This window comes from Campylobacter helveticus, assembly GCF_002080395.1.
Classification (GTDB): domain Bacteria; phylum Campylobacterota; class Campylobacteria; order Campylobacterales; family Campylobacteraceae; genus Campylobacter_D; species Campylobacter_D helveticus.
Genome location: NZ_CP020478.1, coordinates 1,407,741 through 1,429,297 on the forward strand (window position 1 = coordinate 1,407,741; position 21,557 = coordinate 1,429,297).

At 36.7% G+C, this 21,557-nt stretch carries 22 protein-coding genes and 1 other RNA gene; 20 read left to right on the top strand and 3 right to left on the bottom strand.

Annotated elements, in window-relative coordinates; all coding sequences use genetic code 11:
- Position 1: 1 nt before the first annotated feature.
- The 11 genes from CHELV3228_RS07415 to CHELV3228_RS07460 all read left to right on the top strand — a co-directional run bounded on the left by CHELV3228_RS07415 (position 2) and on the right by CHELV3228_RS07460 (position 10,036).
- Entirely contained in the window at positions 2 to 895 is an 894-nt protein-coding gene (locus CHELV3228_RS07415; protein ID WP_082200378.1) for a polyprenyl synthetase family protein, read from the top strand.
- Positions 895 to 2,145 carry a glutamyl-tRNA reductase gene (gene hemA, locus CHELV3228_RS07420; RefSeq protein WP_082200379.1) on the top strand — a complete coding sequence of 417 codons (1,251 nt, stop codon included), beginning with the start codon at positions 895 to 897 and terminating at the stop codon, positions 2,143 to 2,145. The genes CHELV3228_RS07415 and hemA overlap by 1 nt, the downstream gene beginning before the upstream one ends.
- Positions 2,129 to 3,844, top strand: a complete 1,716-nt coding sequence (locus CHELV3228_RS07425; protein ID WP_167562816.1) for a proline--tRNA ligase — start codon at positions 2,129 to 2,131, stop codon at positions 3,842 to 3,844. Before hemA ends, CHELV3228_RS07425 begins: the two co-directional genes overlap by 17 nt.
- Positions 3,835 to 4,221 carry an FxsA family protein gene (locus tag CHELV3228_RS07430; protein ID WP_082200381.1) on the top strand — a complete coding sequence of 129 codons (387 nt, stop codon included), beginning with the start codon at positions 3,835 to 3,837 and terminating at the stop codon, positions 4,219 to 4,221. The genes CHELV3228_RS07425 and CHELV3228_RS07430 overlap by 10 nt, the downstream gene beginning before the upstream one ends.
- On the top strand, positions 4,218 to 5,144 hold the full coding sequence (gene hemC, locus CHELV3228_RS07435) for a hydroxymethylbilane synthase (protein ID WP_082200382.1): 927 nt from the start codon (positions 4,218 to 4,220) through the stop codon (positions 5,142 to 5,144). Before CHELV3228_RS07430 ends, hemC begins: the two co-directional genes overlap by 4 nt.
- Positions 5,141 to 6,940 carry a menaquinone biosynthesis decarboxylase gene (locus tag CHELV3228_RS07440; RefSeq protein ID WP_082200383.1) on the top strand — a complete coding sequence of 600 codons (1,800 nt, stop codon included), beginning with the start codon at positions 5,141 to 5,143 and terminating at the stop codon, positions 6,938 to 6,940. Before hemC ends, CHELV3228_RS07440 begins: the two co-directional genes overlap by 4 nt.
- Before the next feature lie 150 nt (positions 6,941 to 7,090).
- Positions 7,091 to 7,384, top strand: a complete 294-nt coding sequence (locus CHELV3228_RS07445) for a flagellar protein FlaG (protein ID WP_425266401.1) — start codon at positions 7,091 to 7,093, stop codon at positions 7,382 to 7,384.
- A 7-nt stretch (positions 7,385 to 7,391) separates the two neighbouring features.
- Positions 7,392 to 7,451: a hypothetical protein gene (locus CHELV3228_RS10775; protein WP_425266403.1), complete on the top strand. Its 60-nt coding sequence runs from the start codon at positions 7,392 to 7,394 to the stop codon at positions 7,449 to 7,451.
- A gap of 1 nt (position 7,452) precedes the next feature.
- A complete protein-coding gene (gene fliD, locus CHELV3228_RS07450) occupies positions 7,453 to 9,390 on the top strand; it encodes a flagellar filament capping protein FliD (protein WP_082200384.1) in 1,938 nt (645 codons plus the stop codon).
- Positions 9,391 to 9,399: 9 nt separating this feature from the next.
- Complete coding sequence (fliS, locus tag CHELV3228_RS07455; protein ID WP_082200385.1) at positions 9,400 to 9,780, top strand: flagellar export chaperone FliS; 381 nt, start codon at positions 9,400 to 9,402, stop codon at positions 9,778 to 9,780.
- Positions 9,767 to 10,036 (top strand): hypothetical protein, encoded by a 270-nt coding sequence (locus CHELV3228_RS07460; RefSeq protein WP_082200386.1) that lies wholly within the window; start codon positions 9,767 to 9,769, stop codon positions 10,034 to 10,036. Before fliS ends, CHELV3228_RS07460 begins: the two co-directional genes overlap by 14 nt.
- Here the strand turns inward: CHELV3228_RS07460 and rnpB are convergent.
- An RNA gene (rnpB, locus tag CHELV3228_RS07465) (RNase P RNA component class A) lies at positions 10,024 to 10,342 on the bottom strand. The two genes, CHELV3228_RS07460 and rnpB, sit on opposite strands and share 13 nt — an antisense overlap.
- Before the next feature lie 93 nt (positions 10,343 to 10,435).
- Between rnpB and CHELV3228_RS10605 the strand changes: the two genes are divergently transcribed.
- Genes CHELV3228_RS10605 through CHELV3228_RS07490 form a run of 6 tightly spaced genes read left to right on the top strand, consistent with a single transcriptional unit; the run spans position 10,436 to position 15,934 of the window.
- A complete protein-coding gene (locus CHELV3228_RS10605; RefSeq protein ID WP_234980977.1) occupies positions 10,436 to 11,056 on the top strand; it encodes a hypothetical protein in 621 nt (206 codons plus the stop codon).
- On the top strand, positions 11,053 to 11,541 hold the full coding sequence (locus CHELV3228_RS10610) for a hypothetical protein (RefSeq protein WP_234980976.1): 489 nt from the start codon (positions 11,053 to 11,055) through the stop codon (positions 11,539 to 11,541). Before CHELV3228_RS10605 ends, CHELV3228_RS10610 begins: the two co-directional genes overlap by 4 nt.
- 56 nt (positions 11,542 to 11,597) lie before the next feature.
- Positions 11,598 to 12,167: an elongation factor P gene (gene efp / locus CHELV3228_RS07475; protein ID WP_082200387.1), complete on the top strand. Its 570-nt coding sequence runs from the start codon at positions 11,598 to 11,600 to the stop codon at positions 12,165 to 12,167.
- Positions 12,167 to 14,971: an excinuclease ABC subunit UvrA gene (gene uvrA / locus CHELV3228_RS07480; protein ID WP_082200388.1), complete on the top strand. Its 2,805-nt coding sequence runs from the start codon at positions 12,167 to 12,169 to the stop codon at positions 14,969 to 14,971. Before efp ends, uvrA begins: the two co-directional genes overlap by 1 nt.
- On the top strand, positions 14,968 to 15,501 hold the full coding sequence (locus CHELV3228_RS07485; RefSeq protein WP_082200389.1) for a PIN domain-containing protein: 534 nt from the start codon (positions 14,968 to 14,970) through the stop codon (positions 15,499 to 15,501). The genes uvrA and CHELV3228_RS07485 overlap by 4 nt, the downstream gene beginning before the upstream one ends.
- Entirely contained in the window at positions 15,494 to 15,934 is a 441-nt protein-coding gene (locus CHELV3228_RS07490) for a YqaA family protein (RefSeq protein ID WP_082200390.1), read from the top strand. Before CHELV3228_RS07485 ends, CHELV3228_RS07490 begins: the two co-directional genes overlap by 8 nt.
- Positions 15,935 to 16,382: 448 nt before the next feature.
- Here CHELV3228_RS07490 and CHELV3228_RS07495 read toward each other — a convergent pair whose 3' ends face one another.
- A complete protein-coding gene (locus CHELV3228_RS07495; RefSeq protein WP_082200391.1) occupies positions 16,383 to 17,366 on the bottom strand; it encodes an argininosuccinate synthase in 984 nt (327 codons plus the stop codon).
- A 204-nt stretch (positions 17,367 to 17,570) separates the two neighbouring features.
- Between CHELV3228_RS07495 and CHELV3228_RS07500 the strand changes: the two genes are divergently transcribed.
- The 3 genes from CHELV3228_RS07500 (at position 17,571) to CHELV3228_RS07510 (ending at position 19,715) form a co-directional block, all read left to right on the top strand.
- Positions 17,571 to 17,774, top strand: coding sequence for a hypothetical protein (locus CHELV3228_RS07500; protein ID WP_082200392.1), 204 nt, complete (start codon positions 17,571 to 17,573; stop codon positions 17,772 to 17,774).
- Between the two features lie 10 nt (positions 17,775 to 17,784).
- Positions 17,785 to 18,741: a hypothetical protein gene (locus tag CHELV3228_RS07505; protein WP_082200393.1), complete on the top strand. Its 957-nt coding sequence runs from the start codon at positions 17,785 to 17,787 to the stop codon at positions 18,739 to 18,741.
- Between the two features lie 104 nt (positions 18,742 to 18,845).
- Positions 18,846 to 19,715, top strand: a complete 870-nt coding sequence (locus CHELV3228_RS07510) for a hypothetical protein (RefSeq protein ID WP_082200394.1) — start codon at positions 18,846 to 18,848, stop codon at positions 19,713 to 19,715.
- Here CHELV3228_RS07510 and dnaG read toward each other — a convergent pair.
- Positions 19,712 to 21,499 (bottom strand): DNA primase, encoded by a 1,788-nt coding sequence (dnaG, locus tag CHELV3228_RS07515; RefSeq protein ID WP_082200395.1) that lies wholly within the window; start codon positions 21,497 to 21,499, stop codon positions 19,712 to 19,714. The genes CHELV3228_RS07510 and dnaG overlap by 4 nt on opposite strands.
- Positions 21,500 to 21,557: the final 58 nt, after the last annotated feature.

The following is a 21,557-nucleotide window of genomic DNA, read 5'->3' on the forward strand; positions in this document are numbered from 1 at the left end:
AGTGCAAGAGATTGATAATATCATACAAACTTACTTAAAAGAGCTTTCCTACGAGCCTATTTTAACAATGCTTGCCAAAACAAGTTCGGGCAAAAAACTCCGCTCAAAACTACTTTTAAGCATAGCAGGGGAAAGTAAAGAAGCCTATAATTTATGTGCGATTATTGAGCTAATTCATCTTGCTAGTTTGCTTCACGATGACATCATTGACGAGAGCGATTTAAGGCGTGGAGCAAAATCAATCAACGCGGAATTTGGGGCGAAAAATGCCCTAATGCTTGGCGATATTCTATACTCTAAAGCTTTTTATGAGCTTTCCAAGCAAGAAAAAAATATCGCTCAAAATCTTTCAAATGCCGTTTGCAAACTTGCCATAGGTGAGCTTATGGATGTTGATTTAAGCAAAAAATTTAATGAAAACAAAGATGCTTATTTGACGATGATTTACCATAAAACCGCCGTTTTAATTGAGGCAAGTGCAAAGTGTGGGGCTATGTTAGCAAAGCTCGATGAAGAAGCTTTTGGTGCGTATGGAAAAAATTTGGGACTAGCCTTTCAAATTGTTGATGATGTGCTTGACATCACAAGCGACGAAGCTACACTTGGAAAGCCTTCGCTAAGCGATTTTAAAGAGGGTAAAACGACCTTAGCCTACATTTATCTCTATGAAATTTCAAACGAAAATGACAAAGAAAAATTAAAAAATTTATTCAAAAAAGACTTAAATGAAGAAGAAAAAGCGTGGTTAAAGCAGCAATTTACAGAAAAAAATGTGATAGAAAAAAGTATAATAGAGGCAAAAAGATATGGAAATTTAAGTCTAGAAGCGATTAAAAAATACAAAAACGAAAAGCTTGAAACCATCGTAAAAGCTTTGATAGATAGGAATTTTTAATGCATTATTTTTGCATCAGTTTCACACATAAAAACACAGATTTAACCTTAAGAGAAAAGCTTTCTTTAAATGACGAAACAAAAAAAAGCGAATTTTTAAAACTCGTCCTTTCCAAAGAAAACATCATAGAAAGCTTAGTGATAAGCACTTGTAACCGCGTGGAAATTTTAGCCTTTGTTGAAGATTTAGAACAAGTTAGTAAGCACATCATAACAGCACTTGCCCTACTTTGCGAGGTGGATAAAAATGATTTGACAAAAAGAGCAGATATTTTTGAAGATAGCGGAGCAATCCACCATCTTTTTTCGGTCGCAAGCTCACTTGATAGCCTAGTCATAGGAGAAACGCAAATCACAGGTCAAATAAAAAACGCCTTTCATTTTGCTAAAAATTTGGGATTTTGTGGCGATAATCTAGCCTTTGCCCTACATCACGCCTTTAAATGTGCGGCAAAAGTAAGAAATCAAACGCAAATTTCTAAAAACCCCATTTCAGTCGCCTCAGTCGCAGTCGCTAAGGCAAAAGAGCTTTTAGATTTATCTCAAAAAAAAGCAGTTGTTATAGGTGCTGGCGAAATGGCACAATTAGCCTGTAAGCATCTTTTGCAAACTGGAGCAAAACTAGTCATTTTAAATCGCGACATACAAAAAGCACGAGAATTGAGCGAAGAATTAAAATGTGAATTTGACAGCCTTGAAAATCTGCCAAACTACCTTAACACACACGAGCTTTTTTTCTCGGCAACTAATGCAAATCACGCTATTATCACGGATAAAATGATTAAGAGCGTGGAATTTAAGCGTTATTTTTTCGACATCGCTGTGCCAAGAGATATTGAGCTTGACGAAAATGATAATGTAAAAGTTTTTGCAGTCGATGATTTGGAAGAAGTCGTGCGTAAAAACTTGGCTTTAAGAGAATGCGAAGCTGGTATAGCGTATAGCATCATAGGGGCGATGACAACAGAATTTTTTAAAACACTTAGCGATTTAACCCTAACACCCACCATCAAAGCATTGAGGCTAAAAGCTAAGGAATGCGCCTCCAAACAACTTCAAATCGCTCTTTCAAAAGGTTATTTAAAAAAATCTGACGAAGAAGAAGCAAGAAAGCTCATCCATCAAACTTTTAAAGCTTTTTTGCACGAGCCAACACTAAATTTAAAGCATTTGCAAGGCAAAAAAAGCGAGGAAATTATCCATTCTTTAAACTATCTTTTTAATTTAGGAGAGCATAATGAAACTAAGTAAATTTTACGCACCAACACTCAAAGAAGCTCCAAAAGATGCAATTTTACCCAGCCATATTTTCTTAACAAGAGCAGGCTTTATCGAACAAAATGGAAGCGGACTTTATAATTTTTTGCCCCTTGGTAAAATGGTTTTAAACAAAATAGAAAGCATCATAAGGGAAGAAATGAGCAATGCTGGGGCATTAGAAACAAGTCTTAGTTTCACCACTCCAGCTTCATTGTGGCAAGAAAGTGGGCGTTATAATGTCTTTGGGAAAGAACTTTTACGCTTTAAAGATAGAAAAGAAAACGACTTTGTTTTAGGACCAACGCACGAAGAAGCTATGGTAAATGTCGTTAAAAATAAAATCACAAGCTATAAACAACTCCCCCTTAATCTCTATCAAATAGGCTTAAAATTTAGAGATGAAGCAAGACCGCGTTTTGGGCTTTTAAGATGTCGCGAATTTATAATGAAAGACGCGTATAGCTTTCACAAAAATGAAGAGGATTTGGGGCACGAATTTGAAAATATGCACGAAGCTTACAGCAGAATTTTAAAAAGACTTGGGCTTGATTTTAGAGTTGTTGAGGCTGATAGTGGAGCGATTGGAGGAAGCGGGAGTAAGGAATTTATGATTTTAGCTAAAAACGGCGAAGATGACATTATACTTTGCTCAAAGTGCGACTATGCGGCAAATGTAGAAGCAGCAAAAAGAGCAAAAAAAACCTGTGATAAAGAACGCCCTGAAGCAAATTTCGCAAGCAAATTTCACACGCCAGATATTAAAACCATCGAAAATTTAGCGAATTTTTTTAAAATCGATACATTTTATACCATTAAAGCCGTAGTAAAAAAGGCAATTTATGAAAACGAAAATAAGCTCATCGTCTTTTTTATAAGGGGTTGCGATGATTTACAAGAAACAAAAGCGCAAAACGCCTGCAAGGCTTTGGAATTAGTCGATGCAAGTGATGAAGAGCTTAAAAATGTAGGGTTAAATGCGGGATTTATCGGTTTTATAGGGCTTAAAAATGTTGATTTTTATGTTGATAATGAACTCAAAAACGAAAAGCAAATGATAATGGGTGCAAACGAGAAAGATTATCATCTCATCGGCATTGATGTTGTCAATTTAAACGAAGAGCGTTTTAAAGATTTGATAGAGGTTAAAGAGGGGGACTGCTGCGCTAAATGTAAAAGTAAGCTTGTCAAAAGCAAAGGGATAGAAGTGGGACACATTTTTAAGCTTGGCACAAAATATTCCAGTGCGATGAATGCAAATTTTTTAGATGAAAATGGCAAAGCTAAGCCTTTTTATATGGGGTGTTATGGTATGGGTGTGAGTCGCCTAGTTGCCGTTGCTGTAGAGGCTAGCCACGATGAAAAGGGTATCATTTGGCAGGAAGCACTTAGCCCCTTTAAACTTGTCATCATCATCTCAAATACCAAAGACGAAAAAGCTCTTAATCTAGGCACTCACCTGTATGAAAATTTGAAAAAACTAGACATCAATGTGCTTTTGGATGATAGAAATGAAAGATACGGGGTTAAGATGAACGATTTTGAGTTAATGGGCTTCACTCACGCTTTAATTTTAGGTAAAGACTTGGAAAATAATGAAATTCAGCTTGTGAAAAGAAAAGATTTGGTCAAAATAAAACTGAAAGCAAATGAGGCTTTAGAAGAGCTTAAAAAGGTTTTAATATGCCTTTAAAATTTTCTTTGGGGGCACCATTTTTTATCGCTGAAATTATCGCTTGCGTACTTTTCATCTTAATTTTTGGCTTTGGGAATTTTTTAATTTTTATGCTTTTAAGTATGATAGCTGGAGTAGTGCTTTTGGCATTATTTTGGAGGAATATGTTAAATTTTCAAATGGGGAATTTGAAAGACACACTCAAGCAATTTGCTTTTGTAATCGCAGGTTTTTTATTTTTAATCCCCGGTATTTTAAGTTCTGTTTTTGGCATTTTGGTGCTTGTTTTTGGACTAGTTTTTCAAACAGGGATACAAACAAATTTTCACAAAAAAGAAAAAAAAGAAAATACTGAAGAAATCATCGATGTAGAAGTGATAGAGGATAGAAAATGAAAAAACTAATCATAGCAACTAGAAAAAGTCCGTTGGCTTTGTGGCAGAGTGAATTCGTGGCGGATGTTTTGAGAAAAACACACGATATAGAAGTATGTTTGGAGGGTTTTAGCACTAAAGGCGATGTGCTTTTAGATAGCCCTTTAGCTAAGATAGGTGGCAAGGGACTTTTTACCAAAGAGCTTGAAAATGCTATGCTGGAGGGAAAGGCTCATTTGGCTGTGCATAGTTTAAAAGATGTGCCAAGCTTATTGCCGCAAGGCTTGGTTTTGGCTGCGCTGACAAAAAGGGAGGAGGATAACGACTCTTTGCTGAGTGAGCGTTATGAAAATTTAAATGCCTTACCGCAAAATGCTAAGGTTGGCACGACTAGTCTAAGGCGAAAAATGCAGCTTTTAAATTTGCGTCCGGATTTGCAAATTATAAGTTTAAGGGGTAATGTTAATTCCCGTCTTGAGAAGTTAAAGCGAGGCGAATTTGATGCCATCGTTTTGGCGAGTGCTGGGGTGAAGCGTTTAGGGCTTGATAAAGAGGTAAAATTCATTTATCAATTTAGCAAAGATGAGCTAGTGCCAGCGGCGGCACAAGGAATTTTAGGTATTGAAAGCCCACAAGATGAGGATATTTTGCAATTTTTAAAATGTCTTAACGATGAAAAAGCCATCATAGAAAGCACCATTGAGCGTGATTTTATCCGTGTTTTGGAGGGAGGCTGTCAAGTGCCTATCGGTATCAATGCGGAGTTAAAAGGAGAGCAAATTACAGTGCGAGCGATTTTAGGGCTTCCTGATGGTAGTGAAATGTTACGCGAAAAAAGAATCATCTTAAAAAGAAATTTTCAGGGTTTTGGTGAAAGTTTGGCGCTTGAGTTTATCAAGCGAGGGGCTAAGGAGCTTTTGCAAAGAGCTGAGGCTATGGTATGAGAAGATTTATTGAAATTTTAAAAGAAAATGACTTATTAAGAGTGATTGACGAGCCTTTAGATGTGGAGCTTGAAATCCCCCACATCGCCTATATCGAGGCGAAGAAATTTGAAGAGGGCAAGGCTTTACTTTTTACCCAGCCCGTAAGGGATAAAAAGCCTTATGCTTATCCTGTGTTGATGAATACTTTTTGCAATAAAAAGGCTCTAAATTTAGCCTTTGGGAGGGATTTTGAAGAAGTGGCTGCTGAGTTAGCGGAACTTACAAAGCTTCACATTCCAACGACTTTAAAAGCGAAATTTGATTTTTTAGCCCAGCTTTCAAAACTGCGTTTTGCACCGCCAAAAAGACTTAAAAAAGAAAAAGCTTTGTATCATTATGAGCTTTTATCTAGTTTGAAGGAATTGCCTATTTTAAAAACTTGGAAGCTTGACGCGGATAAATTTATCACTATGGGACAGGTTTATACGCAAAGTCTTGACAAAACACAAAATAATTTAGGAATGTATCGTTTGCAAGTTAGTGGAGATAATGAGCTTTTAATGCACTGGCAAATTCACAAAGATGCGGCGAATTTTTGCAGAGCCTATAAAGAAGCAGGACTTTCAAAAATGCCCGTAAGCATAGCCATAGGTGGCGACCCACTTTATATATGGTGCGCACAAGCTCCGCTTCCAAAAGGCATTTTCGAGCTTTTACTTTATGGCTTCATTAAAAAGCAAAATGCAAAGCTTACGCCGTGCGAAAATGGTATTTTCGTCCCTTATGATAGTGATTTTGTGATTGAGGGTTTTGTGGATTTAGAAAATTTTAAGCTCGAGGGTCCTTTTGGAGACCATACGGGCTTTTATACTCCGCCTGAGCTTTTCCCTGTGATGAAAGTGGAAAAAATTTATGCTAAAAAAGACGCCATTTATCAAGCCACGGTCGTGGGAAAACCGCCTTTGGAAGATAGGATTATGGCATTAGCGACAGAGAGGGTTTTTTTACCGCTTTTGCAAACGAGCGTGCCTGATTTACTTGATTATAAAATGCCAGAAAATGGCGTCTTTCATAATCTCATCTTGGCTAAAATCGACACGCATTATCCAGCCCACGCACAGCAGATTATGCACGCACTTTGGGGGGTGGGGCAGATGAGCTTTGTTAAACACGCCATTTTTGTGGATAAAAACGCCCCTGCGTTAGAAGATTATGAGAGCTTAATCCCTTACATTTTAAACCGCTTTGATGTGGAGAAAATTTGCATTAGTGAGGGCATTTGCGACCAGCTTGACCACGCTTCTCCAAATGCTTGTTTTGGAGGTAAGGCGGCACTTGATGCGACTTTGAAATCAAGCGTAGAAGAGCTTGAAATTTTAGACGATGTGAATCTTAAGGGCTTTTTTGAAAAAGAGCTTGAAATTTATGATTTAAAGCAGTTTTATAAAAAATGTAAAAGTCCTATCGTCTGCATTTTGCTGGATAAAAAAGAGAGCATTGAAGAAAGCTTTACAAAGCTTTTAAGATTTAAGAAGCATTTTAGAATTCTCATCTTTTTAGATAAAGAAAATCACTTGGATAATCCTTATATGCTTCTTTGGCGTGTGGTGAATAATATAGACGCTAAAAGGGATATTTTCATCAAAAATGGGCGTATTGCCTTAAACGCCACAGCGAAAAATCACTTCGAAAATTACAAAAGAGAGTGGCCAAGGCAAACGGATTGTTCTAAAGAGATGGTGGATAGCCTTATCTTGCGTAAGATTATCGAAGATGACAAAAAACTTTTTGATAAATTTGAAATTTTTGGCTGAGTTTTCAGCCAAGCTCTTCCTTTAAACTTCATTTGGCACACTTTTTGCTTATATTTTATAAAGAAATTTTCTAAATTTTTTGTTTTTATGTGTTTAGAAAATTTTTATATAGTCGATATAAAGAGTAGAAATTTTAAAAAGGATTTTAAAATGGAAATATCGAAGGCAACAGCAAGGCAGCAAATGGACTTGGTCTCAAATGCAAAGAGTTCCAGCACTGCTGATAATGCCTCAAAAATAGAGGCAAACAACAAAGCGACTATGCAATCTGAGCAGGGAAAGCAAAGTTTTGCAGAAAGGTTACAAGATGTCGCGCAAAAGCTCAACGAGCAAGCGCAGACTTTAAACACGGATGTGCATTTTGGCTATAACGACAAGATAAATTCAATGTATCTTAGCGTTACGGAAAAAAGCACAGGTAGAGATACGCCAAATTCCAAGTGAAGAGGCGATGAGATTAGCCGAGCACTTTAAAGAGGTGATAGGTATGATATTTGATAAGGAGAGTTAAGATGGCACTAGGGACTTTATCAAGCTTAGGCTTTGCTTCAGGGGTTTTGACCCAAGACACGATTGACAAACTTAAAAAGGCAGAAGAGGCGGCGCGAGTCGACCCTTATACCAAAAAGGTCGAGGAAAATGCTGCTAAGCAAAAGGACTTAACCGAGATAAAAACTAAGCTTTTAGCTTTTCAAACAGCTGTTTCTTCGCTAGGAGATGCCACAGCTTTTGCAGCGAGAAAAGTGATAGCAAGCATCACAGAAAACCCACCCGCTAGTCTTAAGGCAGACTCTGGTGTGGCAGTGCAAAATATGCACATCGATGTGAAAAAACTTGCCGAAAAAGATGTGTATCAAAGTAAGGCTCTTAGTAATGAAACAGGCTTTGTCAATGCAAGTTTGAAAAATGAGCAGAAAATCACTTTCTTTCAAAATGGCAAAGAGTATGTTGTAACCATAGATAAAAACACGACTTATAAGGATTTAGCGGAGAAGATTAACACCGCAAGTGGAGGCAACATCATCGCTAAGGTCATCAACACAGGCGAAAAGCCTGATGGCTACCGCCTTACCATCACAAGTAAAGAAACAGGCGAGGATAATGCCATAAGCTTTTATCCGGGTTCTAAGGTGGAGGTAACTAACCAACAAACAGGAAAAAAAGAATGGAAATATCAAGAAAGCAATGAAGCTTCAAATATCTTTAAAAATTTAGGCTGGGAGCTTAATACTAGCACTTCTTTAAAACCTGAAGATGTGGAGAAAAATAAAAAGGGCTATGGACTAAAAGACCAGACAAATCACCTTAAAACAGCCAGCGATGCGGAATTTTTAATGGACGGAGTGAAAATGACTCGCCCAAGCAATACCATCACCGATATAGCCGTAGGACTTACGCTAACGCTTAATAAAACAGGTGAAATCAATTTCGATGTGCAGCAAGACACCGAAGCCTTAAGCAAGGCTATGGAGGATTTGGTAACGGCTTATAATGACTTGGTGGTCAATCTCAACGCCGCGACTGACTTTAATAGTGAAACAGGCGCAAAAGGAACTTTGCAAGGCGTTACAGAGGTCAATAGCATACGCTCAAGTATCATTTCGACTCTCTTCGATTCTCAGCCTATCGAGGGTATAGTAAAAGATGAGAATGGTAACGATGTGCATACAACGGTAATGCTTTCTATGCAAGACTTTGGTATCACAATGACTGAAAGCGGGACTTTGAATTTTTCAAAGAGTGAATTTGAAGAAAAGATGAAGGAAAACGCAGAATTTGCGGAAAGCTTTTTCTCTGGGGTAACCAAGTATAAAGATATAGACCATAAGGGCGATGTTATCAAACCAGATAATTTAAAACAAGATATAGAATTTAAACCGGGTGATTTTAAAATCGTCTTTAACGGCGAGGTGTTTGACCTAGGTAAAAATAAGGACGGCACAAATTTCAAACTCGCTGGAAAAGATGAAGCAGAGAGGATGAATAACCTTGTCGCTCACATCAACAGCCTTGGTATAGATGGCTTGACGGTGAAAGCAGAGGCTGCGAAAGATGATAAGCAGCAAGACAGCTTCAAACTAAGCTTTCATAGTGAAAACGGCTCTGATTTTGCTATAGAGGGAAGTAAAAACTTCCTTAAGAAATTTGGCTTAAGCGAAACGAAAATCACAGCCCAGCCTATCGAGGGTAAGGGGATTTTTGCCCAGCTTAAAAATGTGCTTAAGGGTATGACGGATTCTGATGGCTCTATAACTAAATATGATGAGCATTTGACAAAGGATACTAAAAAACTCAACGAGTCTAAAGAATCCACTCAAGATATGATAAACAAGAGATATGAAACAATGCAAAATCAGTTTTTGCAGTATGAGGTCATCTTAAATAGACTTGATACGCAGCTTAAAACCATAACTAATATGATTAACGCTGCGAATCAGTCTAATAGCTAAGGATAGATGATGGAAAATAATCTAGCTTATAGCGTTTATTCAGAATCTCAAGTGGGGATAGAATCCCCACAAAGACTTGTTGAAATGCTTTATGAGGGAATTTTACGCTTTTGTGCGAGGGCGAAACACGCCATAAGAAACGAAGATATCGAACAAAGGGTGCATTTTATCAAGCGTGTAACGGCTATTTTTATCGAGCTTACAAATAATTTAGACTATGAAAAGGGTGGCGAGGTCGCTTTTTACTTAGCGGGACTTTACACAAGAGAAATTCAGCTGTTATCTTTAGCAAATTTAGAAAATAGCGAGGAAAAAATCGATGAGGTTATCAATGTAACCAAAGGGCTTTTAGAGGCTTGGAGAGAAGTGCATAGTAATGAAAATCAATGAGTGGATTAAGGAATTTAAAATCGCTCTTATCGAAGAGGATATTAGTAAGATAGAGGCTTTATCTTCTACTTTAGATTTAAAGGCTATGGTGGAGGATTTAAATGATGATGAAAGCTTAAGAGAGAATTTAAATTCTTTACTCCCCCAGCTCGAGGCTCTTTTAAAAGAGGCGTTCGTGATAGTCGGCGTTAAAAAGGACTATCAAGCCGTAGAACTACAAAAATTTCAAAAAGCACTCAATTATATCAAAGCATAGCGATAAGCCGAGTTCTGTCGTGAATGCTCATTTATCTAGTTTTGTTTTTGCAAACAAAATCAAGCGAAGGGTTAAAATAAAGACGATAACCACCCCTTCTTGCTGCACATTGGGTTTACATAGCCGACTTTGTTGCCAAAATCGCTGGTGGGCTCTTACCCCGCCGTTTCACCTTTTCCGCTTTCGCGGTAGTTTGCTTTCTGTTGCACTTTCCCTTAGGTTACCCTAGCCATCTGTTAGATGGAATGCTTGTCTTTTGCAGCTCGGACTTTCCTCTTCTTGCGAAGCGAGCATTTACTATGCTTTGAGCTGGTAATTCTAGCGAAAAAATCTTAATGCAACTCATTTATAAATTTACTTTTTTTATCTTATAATTTTTATCTTTTGAAAGGGGATTTGATGCTAATGAATTTAAAACATAAAAAAAGCGTTTTGTTTAAGAAACTTCACAACGCTCTTGGGCTTGATAAAATTCAAAAAAATATAGAGCTTATAGAAAGAAGGCAATTTTTACATCTTTTTACGCAAAGTAGCCAAAATGCTGAAGAAAAGGATTTTAAAGAGAATCATTTCGTGCTATTTGATTATTCTCATCATACTTATCTTGGCTATCATAATCTTGGAGACTTTATCCAAACTATCGCCACAAAAGCTGCCATTGAGAAAAAATTTGCCGAGCCAAATTTTGAGTATTTTAGTAATGAGAGCCTTATGTTTAAACGAGGTGGTGGCATTGTCATTATGCAAGGCTATTTTTCACTGAGTAATAATTTTCTCCCACCGCCTAATGTTTTATGCGTTTTTATCGGCACACATTTTAACCCTCAGGCGATGAATTTTATACAATTTTTCAACGCACATTTTCCGTATTATTTTAAAAATAAAGATATAGGTTGCAGGGATATTTTTACCTTAGAATTTTGTAAAAAAATGGGCTTTAACGCTTATTTTTCCGCTGCCTTACCCTTACTTTTGATAAACGAGAAGAAAGCGCGGGGCAAGATAAAATCTTTTTTGTGAATATCGATGAAAGAATTTTACCTTTTATCCCAGAAAATTTACGCAAAAATGCCGAATTTATCAATCAAAAATCCATAAAGCTAGAAGAAGAACCAAGCTTTAGTCAAGAGCATTTTTTTAACAAAACGCAGAATTTACTAAGACGCTATAAAAATGAAGCAAAGCTTGTCGTTACCACAGGGCTTCACATCGCATCCCCTTGCACAGCTATGGGAATTCCTGTTGTTTTAATCGCGTTAAATGATGAGCAAATTGACCGCTTTTCAGCTTTAAAGGACATTATCCCTATTTACACCAGAACGCAATTAGAGCAAGGTGGCGTTGATTTCGCCCCTAAAGTTCCAAATATAGAAGATTTAAAAGAGGCTATGCTAGAAAATGTCAAACTAAGCGTTGCTAAGGAAAGAGGCGAGGAAGTCGATACGCAAAGACTTAAAGAACTGCGTGAATTCATAGCAAATTACAAGACAAGTCGCTTTCATTAAATTTTAAAAGAATTTTAGCTAGAATTCGCGTTTTATTAAATTAACAAGGAAAAATTATGGCAACTTATTCAATGGGTGATTTAAAAAAAGGGCTTAAGATAGAAATTGACGGCGTTCCGTTTAAGATAGTAGAGTATCAACATGTAAAACCGGGCAAGGGACCGGCTTTTGTCCGCGTGAAAATCAAGTCTTTTATAGACGGCAAGGTTTTGGAAAAAACTATCCACGCAGGAGATAAATGCGAAGCTCCAAATTTAGAACAAAAAACTATGCAGTATCTCTATGATGATGGAGAAAATTGTCAATTTATGGATACGCAAAGTTACGAGCAAGTGGCTATCAGCGATGATGATGTGGGCGAGGCTAAAAAATGGATGCTTGATGGTATGATGGTCGAAGTGCTTTTTCACAATGGCAAAGCCATAGGCGTGGAAGTGCCTCAAGTAGTTGAGCTTAAAATCATCGAAACCGCTCCAAATTTCAAAGGCGATACACAAGGCTCAAATAAAAAACCCGCCACGCTTGAAACAGGTGCTGTGGTGCAAATCCCTTTTCATGTTTTAGAGGGCGAAGTAATACGCGTGGATACTTCAAGAGGCGAGTATATAGAAAAAGCAAATAAATAATGATAAAAATCATCGGTGCAAGAGAAAATAATCTCAAAAATATCAATCTTAACCTACCTAAAAATAAACTCATCGTTTTCACAGGCTTAAGCGGTAGCGGTAAATCTACCCTTGCCTTTGGCACACTTTATGCCGAGGGACAACGCCGCTACATTGAAAGCTTAAGTGCTTATGCAAGGCAGTTTTTAGATAAGGTAGGCAAACCAGAAGTCGATAAAATCGAGGGCTTAACCCCAGCCATAGCGATTGACCAAAAGACTACCTCTAAAAATCCCCGTTCCACAGTGGGAACGATAACAGAAATTTATGATTATTTGCGTTTGCTCTATGCAAGGGTAGGAATGCAGCATTGTCATCAATGTGGAGAAAAAATTTCTTCGATGAGTGCAGCGGACATTGTCAGCGAAATTTTAAAACTTCCAAAAGGTGCTAAAATCATCATCTACGCTCCGCTTGTGCGTGATAAAAAGGGAACTTATACGGATTTACTTGAAAATTTACGCAATAAAGGCTATATAAGGGCGCAAATTGACGGCGTTTTGGTGCGGCTTGATGAGGATATCGAACTCGCTAAAACCAAAAAGCACACGATAAAACTTGTCATTGATAGAATTGAAGTGCAAGAGAATCTTCTCGCTCGCCTTGCAAGTGATATAGAAAAAGGCTTGGAGGAAAGTTTTGGGGAGATTGAACTTGAGGTTTTAAACGCTGAAGAGCTTGGAATTTCAAAGCATTATCATTATAGTGAGCATTGCGCGTGTTTTGCTTGTAAAATTTCTTTTACTCCGCTTGAGCCACTGAGCTTTTCTTTTAATTCTCCAAAGGGAGCATGTGAGGCTTGTGATGGACTTGGAATTCGTTATACTTTAGATATGAAGAAAATCATTGATGAAAATTTAAGCCTTGAAAATGGGGCGATTAAAACGATGTATGGTTTTAATAAAAGCTATTATTATAAATTCCTCATCGCTTTTTGCGAGCAAAATCAAATTCCTACTAAAATCCCTTTTTGTGAGCTTAGTGAAGAGCAAAAAAGGCTTATTTACTATGGCAATGCGAAGCAGATTGAGTTTTTTTGGAAAAGAAACCGCCTAAAACGCACTTTCGAGGGCGTGGTAAAGATAGCTTATGATATGCTTAAAGATGAAAAAGATTTAAATGATTATATGAGCGAGAAAATTTGCAAGGACTGCGGCGGACATCGATTAAAACCTCAAAGTTTAGCCGTAAATGTAGCAGATAAGGGCTTGGGTGAAATTTTAGATATGAGTGTGGAGGACTGCACGGCATTTTTTTCTAAAGAGAGAAATTTTGCGTATTTAAACGAGCAGGAAAAACTCATTGCAAAGCCTATTTTAAAGGAAATTAACGAAAGGCTTTTTTTCCTTTATGATGTGGGGCTTGGCTATCTTAGCTTGGGGCGAGATGCAAGAAGCATTAGTGGGGGTGAGGCACAAAGAATTCGCATTGCCTCTCAAATTGGTAGCGGACTTAGCGGAGTGATGTATGTGCTTGATGAGCCTAGCATAGGACTTCACGAAAGAGATACGGCAAAACTCATCAAAACGCTAAGAAATTTGCAAGAAAAGGGTAATACTCTCATCGTAGTTGAGCACGATAAGATGACGATTGAGGAGGCAGATTTCATCGTAGATATCGGTCCTAGAGCTGGGAAATTTGGCGGGGAAGTCGTTTTTGTAGGCACTTACAAAGAATTGCTAAAAAGCAAAAGCGAAACCGCTCTTTATATGAGTGGAAAAAAGCAAATTTCACACTCTTTAAATCGTCCTCAAAAAGAATGGCTTAAACTAAAAAATGTCAGTATTAATAATATTAAAAATTTAAATGCGAATTTTCCTTTGCAAAATTTAGTCGCCATCACAGGTGTTTCAGGCTCTGGAAAAAGTTCGCTTATCCTTCAAACCTTACTTCCTTTTGCCCAAGAAGCACTTAATCACGCTAAAAAAGTTAAAAAACTTGGTGGTGTGGAGATTGAGGGACTTGAGCTTTTGGATAAGGTGATTTATCTAGACCAAAGTCCTATAGGACGCACCCCTCGCTCAAACCCAGCTACCTACACAGGAGCGATGGACGAGATAAGAAATCTTTTTGCCGCTACGAAAGAAGCCAAAATGAGAGGTTATAAGGCTGGGCGTTTTTCTTTTAATGTCAAGGGTGGGCGTTGTGAAAAGTGTAGTGGCGATGGGGAGATTAAGATAGAAATGCACTTTTTACCCGATGTAATGGTAGTTTGTGATACTTGCAAGGGGAAAAGATATAACGACGCCACTTTAGAGATAAAATATAAGGGCAAAAATATCAGTGAAATTTTAAATATGAGTATTTTGGAGGCAAATGAATTTTTTACTTCTGTGCCTAAGATTAAGCAGAAATTAGACACTCTTGTTAAGGTGGGGCTTGACTACCTTACCTTAGGGCAAAATGCTACGACTTTAAGTGGGGGCGAAGCACAAAGAATCAAACTCGCAAAAGAATTAAGCCGCAGTGATACAGGCAAAACGCTTTATATCCTTGATGAGCCAACAACGGGACTTCATTTTGATGATGTGAGTAAGCTCATAGCTGTTTTGCAGCATTTGGTGGAGCTTAAAAATTCAGTTTTTGTGATAGAGCATAATTTAGATGTGATTAAAAACGCTGATTATATCATTGATATGGGTCCTGAGGGTGGTGTAAAAGGCGGTAAAATCATAGCGGAGGGTAATGTAGCAACCCTAGCTAAAGCCCACAAAAAAAGCTATACGGGACATTATCTTAATTTAGAATTGAAGAATTACAAGTGAAAGAGAATTTAAAAGCTTATTTAATAGACGCGGAAAATGTGAGTCCGCATAATTTTTTTAAAAAATATAAATTTAAAAAAGATGAAAAAAATATCTTTTATATCGTAGGAAATTCGCATTTGCATTTTGATACGCGTAGCTTAAAGGTTCTTAGTAAGACAAAATATGAAATTTTTACTTTCGACCACCCCAGCAAGGATTATGCTGATAAAATCATCCTAACCCTACTTGGGATTTTGGCGACAAAAAAGAAAATTACGGACATTTACATCATCAGCAATGATAAAATTTTTGAAAATCTTGAGTATATGTATGAGTTTTTTGGTAAGGAAATTCATCTTATTCATATTCAAAAAGAAGAGCCTTTTTTTCTCAAGCACGAAGAAGAAATTTTAAAGCTTTTGGAAAAAGCGAAAAGCAAAAGTGAATTTCATACCTTTTTGCAGAAAAAATACTACAAATCAGCGGCGGAAATTTACCGCTTTATTAAAAAAATGCGCCCAGAGCTTTTAAAAACACTCAATGCTTGATTTTTTTTATAGCGATTTAAGCTATGTCGGGCTTTTTATCGTCTCTTTTCTCTCTTCCACGCTTTTGCCTTTGGCGAGTGAAGCTTTTGTTTTGGCTTTTATTAAATTTGATTTTAATCCCATCCTAGTGCTTTTTGTGGCTACTTTAGCCAACACACTAGGAAGTCTTAGCACTTATGCTCTAGCTTATCTTGGCAAGGAAAAAGTTTTACAAAAATACTTTGCTTCATCTTTAAAAAAACTAGAAAATTACACGCTAAATTTTTACAAATTTGGAGGAATTTTTGCTTTTTTAAGCTTTTTGCCCTTAGTGGGCGATATTTTTGTGCTAGGGCTTGGCTTTGCAAAATATCCTATATTAAAAGTTGCTTTTTTCATCGCTTTGGGTAAATTTAGCCGCTATTTTTTCTTAGTTTGGATTGCTTTAAACTAATATTTTATGTTTTTTAACTTTGAAAAAAGCTGTAAGCAAAAGACATTTAGTCACCTTGATAACATAAAACGCGATAAATCTCAAATATCAATCTAAAAGCTCACTAAGGTAAAAATTTTCATAGATTTCGAAAATTTCCATCATCTTAATTTGGAAACAACTAAGAAATCCATCATCGTTTTTAAATAAGATAAAAAACTAACACTAAAACATATCAGAAATAAATCTTGTTGCATTTGGCATTATTCATCACATACAAACCGCTCTACCGCAACTACTTAAAAAGCAAAAACTACAAAATGTAGCAACAAGTAAGATAACAAATTTCTAGTATTATGTAAGCTTACAGCGTCACAATAATACTTTCCACATATCCCATATACACTTATATAACACAAAATATTCAAATAAAACAATGCAAATTTAACCGTGCAACCCTCTAAAAATTTCAAGATACAAAAAATTCATTTATCCTAGCTTTATCCTCGTAAGCTTTAGTTTGAAATTTCTCCCCTTTAAAACCCAGCTCATAAAAATTTTCAGGATTATTTTTAGTATAAGTAAGGGCGATTTGCAAGGCTAAATTTAAATCCTCCTTACAAATGTCGCTACTTACTAAAGAATACGCCCCCACCAAGTCAAAAAGTTTGATTTCTTCATATTTAGGTGTTTTCAAATTCCTTAAAAGCTCGTTTTCAAGCTCATTGCGTCCTATTATCATTTTCGCCCCTTTTGGAAGCCTTAAATGCCGTCCATATTTTAAAAGCTGGGCATCATTGACCCCCATATCCTTGTCAAATTCTTTAAAATCTTTAATTTTCTTCGCAAAACTTTCCAAAGTGAGCAAACACCCTCCCCCCGGACTTTCAAAATCCTCCAAGCCAAATTCCTCCGCCATCTCAAGCTGTCTTTTGCGACTTCTACCGCTAATGCCCTCAAGCTTTTCTCTATCCACCCAGCCCTCTCTTTCTGGTTTTGTGAGGGGTAAATTTTTCGCGCACATAGGACGCAAGATTAAATCCTCTTCATCGTCTGCTAGGCGTTTGACCTTAGCCATCGCATCGCTTCTTTGACTCATAGGGCGTTGTCCTAAAACCTCCCCCGTGATGATAAAGCTCGCCCCCTCATCTTTTAACATAACAAGAGCCGTTTTAAACATAAAAGCGTGGCAGTCTATGCAAGGATTAAAATGCTTCCCATAACCATACTGAGGGGAAAAAAGCACTTCCTTAAGATAAGAATTTCTCACATCGACCATTTCAAATTCCGCCCCCACTAAAGCAGCACGGCGTTTCATATCCTCGCTTTTATCTGTGCGTGAACCAAAGCCTATGTTGATGTTTAAAGCCTTTACCGCGATGCCTTGTTGCGTGATGAGCTTCATCGCAAGCATCGAATCAAGTCCTCCGCTAAAAAGTGCTAATGCTTTCATAATATCCTTTCACTAAAGTTTTTAAAAAATTTACCGATATGTAAAAAAGGGGTAATTTTAACCTAATTTTGTAAAGAAATAAATTTTGTAGATTAAAGTGACATATTATTTATTTTTACCATAAAAATTTGTTTTTTACATTAATTATCATATTTTGTTTTGTTAAAATCTTAAATGCAAATATCTTAATTTGAAAGGCAGATAATGAAAAAAGTATTTTTTGTTATGTTGTTGGGTGTGTTGTTTTCAGGTGTTGCTTTAGCAAACTCTGATTGTGATGTTAAATGTCAAATTCTTAAAGAACAGTGGAACATTTATTATAACAAATTAAGAGAGTGTGATAGACTGCCTTATTATCAAGCAAGTATGTGCCGTTTATCAGCTATGCACTCCAAACCAAGCGAGTAAAGGAGAATTTATGAAAGTCGCCAACGATGTTCAAATTATCGGTTTAAATGACGCCCTTACTTATTCTAAAAGAGCGAATATAGCAAGTAAAGATTTTCAAAGCTTGAAAGAAGAGGAGCTTAAGCAGGAAGATTTTTTAAGTGTTTTAAATCATAGTGAGGGCATCAGGGTGATTTTCCAAGATGAGGAAAGCTCTAAATTTGTCAGCTTAAACCTCACAAAAAGTAATTTCGCAAGAATTTTAAAGCATTTTAATCAAAACGATAATTATTTTTTACGAGAAAACGGAGCGATAAGGCTTAACGGAGCTGCACAAAATTTTGTCGCTGGGTGGTTTAAAAATGCAGCTTATGATTTAAATTATCTCAAAGCCGATGCGGATAAAAATGGCTTGATACAAGGAAAAGAAAACGAAAAGCTTTACCTTTACAATGATGTAATCTACACACCCGATGTTTATAAAGGTGGTCCAAATGATGTCATAAGACAACTTTATCTACAAGGTGGGGGGGGTAAAATTTTGGCAAATGATGATATGGAAAGACACTTAGATGGAGCTTTAAATGCCCTTCTTGCTTTTGATAAAAATGCAGATAGAAAGATAAGCATTTTAGAGTGTGAGGGCTCTAGGGAAAGGGTTGTCGCTAAGGCTAAAATTAAGTTTGATAATCCAAGCTCCATAAGTAAAGAAATGTTAGAGAAATTAAAAAGAAAAAGCAAAGAGATAGAAAACGCAAACGATGAAGCAGAAGATGAAAGCGAAGCTTCAGCCATCAAAGATAAGGCTTTAGAAAATGGGCTTAGCGCCTTAAATATGCAAGAGCTTTTAAAGCTTAAAGAAAAATTTCCAGAAGAATACGAGCAATTAAAGCAAAAAGATTTGGAAAATTTAAGTGGGGATTTAAGCGAAGATTTGCAAAAGCAAATGCAACTTCAAAGCTTAATCATCATAGATAAATTAGTCTAAAAAATTTAATACACACTATAAATTAATACAAATTTTTGCCGATATGAATTTAAGTTATGCCAAGAAACTAAGGCTTGACTTTAAAATTTCTTAAGGAGCAAATTATGGACAAATTGACAAATAATCTTAATATTTCTTTGCCAAGTTCTCAAAACGCTACAAACCGCAAAGAAATTTTAGAGTTGAAAAAAGAGGAGCAAAATAAAGTCAAGGTTGATGATATTTCAAACGCCAAATCAGGCTTTAAAGTCGTTTTCGAAAATAAAGAAGGCGAGTTAATGGCTTTAAGAATTAGCGAGGAAAATTATAAAAATTTGCAAGAGCATTTTAGCTCTTATACTAACTACATCGCCAGAGATGATAATAGCATAAGGCTTAATGGCGAGGCAAATGAATTTGTGGCGAATTGGTTTGAAAAAATAAGCAGTGCATTTTTTAATCCCACTTCGTTAAATAATGACAAAGATTCAGAGTATATCAGCGTAAATTTTCACAAAAAAACTACACTTGAAAGTTTGCAAAACTTGGCTTTTAAGGGTGAAGATAGCTTAACTAAAAATGCAAATTTGGAAGAAAAGCTTAATTTCGCTTTAGAAAAAGATGTCAATCTTGACGGAAGCGTGAATGAATTTGATGTCAAAAAACAAAGCTTGACGGAAATTTTAAGAGATCTAAAAAACGCATCAGGCGAAAGTGCGGACGCTAGTAAAATGCAAGATACGCAGAAAAAAGTTGAAAGTGATGATAAAGATAAGATAAAAGAGAAAAAAGATGAGGAAGAAAAAACGCCTCTAGAAAAAGCTCTAGAAGAAGGCTTAGAATCTCTTAGTCAAGAGGAAAAAGCTCAGCTTGAAAGCTCACATCCGCAAAAATTCGAAGAGCTTAAAAGACAAGAATTGGAACAAAATTTAAGCAAGGATTTCAAAGAGCAAATTCTACGCGGTGAAAGCCCACTTGTCGATAAATTCGTCTAAAATGGTGCATTTTCTAGCCCGAAATCTAAAGCATTAAAGCTTTTTTGGGCAAAAATTTTATGCCAAGTTTTAAGACGCGCTTCTAAAATTTGCTCGTCTTTTTCATTTTTGATAAAGCTTAAAGCCTCTTTATAAAATTCAAAAAGAGCATTTTCATCAAGCTGTTTTTTAAGCCTTTCGGCATTTTTATCCAAAAGACTTAAAAGCTGTTTTTTAAGCCCTAGATGTGCTTTTGTGATGGTAAGGGCATTGAAAAAAGCAAGATTAACCTTGCAAAGCACACACAAAAATTCATTTAAGCTTTTTATGCCGTTTAAATTTCTAAGCTCAAGCTCTCTTATGTCGCTATCCTCAAGCCCACAATCATTTAAAATTTTTTCACAAAGCTCTTTATGCTTCAAACAGGCTTTATCACTCATCTTTAAAAACAACGCCCTAGCCTCGCTTGAGTTTCTAAGAAAGGTCAAAAGCTCCAGCTCACTTAAATGCACCCTAGTTTTTTGCGTTTGCAAAAGAGGTGTTTTAGCGGAGGCTTTATGATTTTTACTTAAAACGATAAGGCTTTGCTCCACACCCAAAAGCTTCGCCACTAAACTCGTATAAGAATTTGCCACCAAAGACTCAAGTAAAAAGGTATATTTTTGCACATTTTCTAAGGCTTTTTGTTTATCAAGGGCTGAATTTATGCCTCCCCTTAAAAGCTCTCTTATGTAAAATTCGCCAAGCTCCATAGCCTTTTCTAAAAGTAAATGTAGCTTTTTCGTCTCGCCATTTGCGACAAGCTCGGCAGGGTCTTTTCCACCCTCAAGTAAAACAACCTTGCCGTCTATTTTATTAACACTTAGCAAAAAAGCCGAGCGAAAAGCCGCTCTACGCCCAGCTTCATCATTATCAAAACAAAGCAAAACTCTCGCATCATAACGGCGAATAAGTGGGATATGATGCTCGGTTAATGCCGTGCCAAGCACCGCCACAGCGTTTGTAAAACCTGCCTTATGAAAGGCTATGGCGTCCATATAGCCCTCGCAAATTATCATTTCTTTTTGCTTTGCTATGCTTTCTTTGGCAAGATTAAAAGCGTAAAAAATGCGTGATTTGTCAAAAAATGCACTTTGGGGAGAATTGACATATTTTGCGGCATTATTAGCATTTAGCGTTCTACCTCCAAAGCCGACCAACAAGCCCTTATAATCATAAATAGGAAAGGTGATTCTGTGGATAAAACTCGCATACACCCCTCCCCTATCATCTTTTTTAACCGCCCCTACATAAAGTGCGTCTTCGTTTGCAATTTGCTCGTTTTTAAGTAGCCTTAGGCTTTCTTCATTTCCCACCGCATAGCCAAGCTCGAATTTTTTTATATCTTCGTCATTTAATTTTCTTTGATAAAGATAGTCTAAAACCTCTCTATGTGAAGCCAAATTTTGCTTATAAAAGGCATTTAAAAGCGGTAAAATGTGCTTGACATCTTTTTTATTATCTTCTTTTTCTTTAGTGTAAGTAAGGGTAAAATTACTCAACTGCGCGACTTTTTCCACCGCTTCTGCGAAATTCACCCTTTCAAATTCCATTATAAATTTAAAGACATCGCCCCCTGCCCCACAAGCAAAACAATGATAAAAGCCTTTTTGAGAATTAATGTGCATAGAGGGGTTTCTATCATCGTGAAAAGGACACACACATACATACGAAGCTCCACTTCTTCGCACCTCAACAAAATGTGAGATGATATGAACAATGTCGGCTCTTTGATTTAAAAGTTCTATGCTGGATTTTGCTATCATTTTCTAACCTTAATTAAAATTATACAAAGATTTAGCTATAATTTTGTTAATTTAACTT

What these genes read in the sequence shown, in the direction of transcription:
- fliD (WP_082200384.1), top strand. Translation starts at nt 7,453, where the DNA reads ATGGCACTAGGGACTTTATCAAGCTTAGGCTTTGCTTCAGGGGTTTTG.
- hemA (WP_082200379.1), top strand. Translation starts at nt 895, where the DNA reads ATGCATTATTTTTGCATCAGTTTCACACATAAAAACACAGATTTAACC.
- CHELV3228_RS07490 (WP_082200390.1), top strand. Translation starts at nt 15,494, where the DNA reads ATGCTTGATTTTTTTTATAGCGATTTAAGCTATGTCGGGCTTTTTATC.
- uvrA (WP_082200388.1), top strand. Translation starts at nt 12,167, where the DNA reads ATGATAAAAATCATCGGTGCAAGAGAAAATAATCTCAAAAATATCAAT.
- CHELV3228_RS07500 (WP_082200392.1), top strand. Translation starts at nt 17,571, where the DNA reads ATGAAAAAAGTATTTTTTGTTATGTTGTTGGGTGTGTTGTTTTCAGGT.
- CHELV3228_RS07440 (WP_082200383.1), top strand. Translation starts at nt 5,141, where the DNA reads ATGAGAAGATTTATTGAAATTTTAAAAGAAAATGACTTATTAAGAGTG.
- dnaG (WP_082200395.1), bottom strand. Translation starts at nt 21,499, where the DNA reads ATGATAGCAAAATCCAGCATAGAACTTTTAAATCAAAGAGCCGACATT.
- CHELV3228_RS07495 (WP_082200391.1), bottom strand. Translation starts at nt 17,366, where the DNA reads ATGAAAGCATTAGCACTTTTTAGCGGAGGACTTGATTCGATGCTTGCG.
- hemC (WP_082200382.1), top strand. Translation starts at nt 4,218, where the DNA reads ATGAAAAAACTAATCATAGCAACTAGAAAAAGTCCGTTGGCTTTGTGG.
- CHELV3228_RS07445 (WP_425266401.1), top strand. Translation starts at nt 7,091, where the DNA reads ATGGAAATATCGAAGGCAACAGCAAGGCAGCAAATGGACTTGGTCTCA.
- CHELV3228_RS10605 (WP_234980977.1), top strand. Translation starts at nt 10,436, where the DNA reads ATGCTAATGAATTTAAAACATAAAAAAAGCGTTTTGTTTAAGAAACTT.
- CHELV3228_RS07430 (WP_082200381.1), top strand. Translation starts at nt 3,835, where the DNA reads ATGCCTTTAAAATTTTCTTTGGGGGCACCATTTTTTATCGCTGAAATT.
- CHELV3228_RS07510 (WP_082200394.1), top strand. Translation starts at nt 18,846, where the DNA reads ATGGACAAATTGACAAATAATCTTAATATTTCTTTGCCAAGTTCTCAA.
- fliS (WP_082200385.1), top strand. Translation starts at nt 9,400, where the DNA reads ATGGAAAATAATCTAGCTTATAGCGTTTATTCAGAATCTCAAGTGGGG.
- efp (WP_082200387.1), top strand. Translation starts at nt 11,598, where the DNA reads ATGGCAACTTATTCAATGGGTGATTTAAAAAAAGGGCTTAAGATAGAA.
- CHELV3228_RS07460 (WP_082200386.1), top strand. Translation starts at nt 9,767, where the DNA reads ATGAAAATCAATGAGTGGATTAAGGAATTTAAAATCGCTCTTATCGAA.
- CHELV3228_RS07505 (WP_082200393.1), top strand. Translation starts at nt 17,785, where the DNA reads ATGAAAGTCGCCAACGATGTTCAAATTATCGGTTTAAATGACGCCCTT.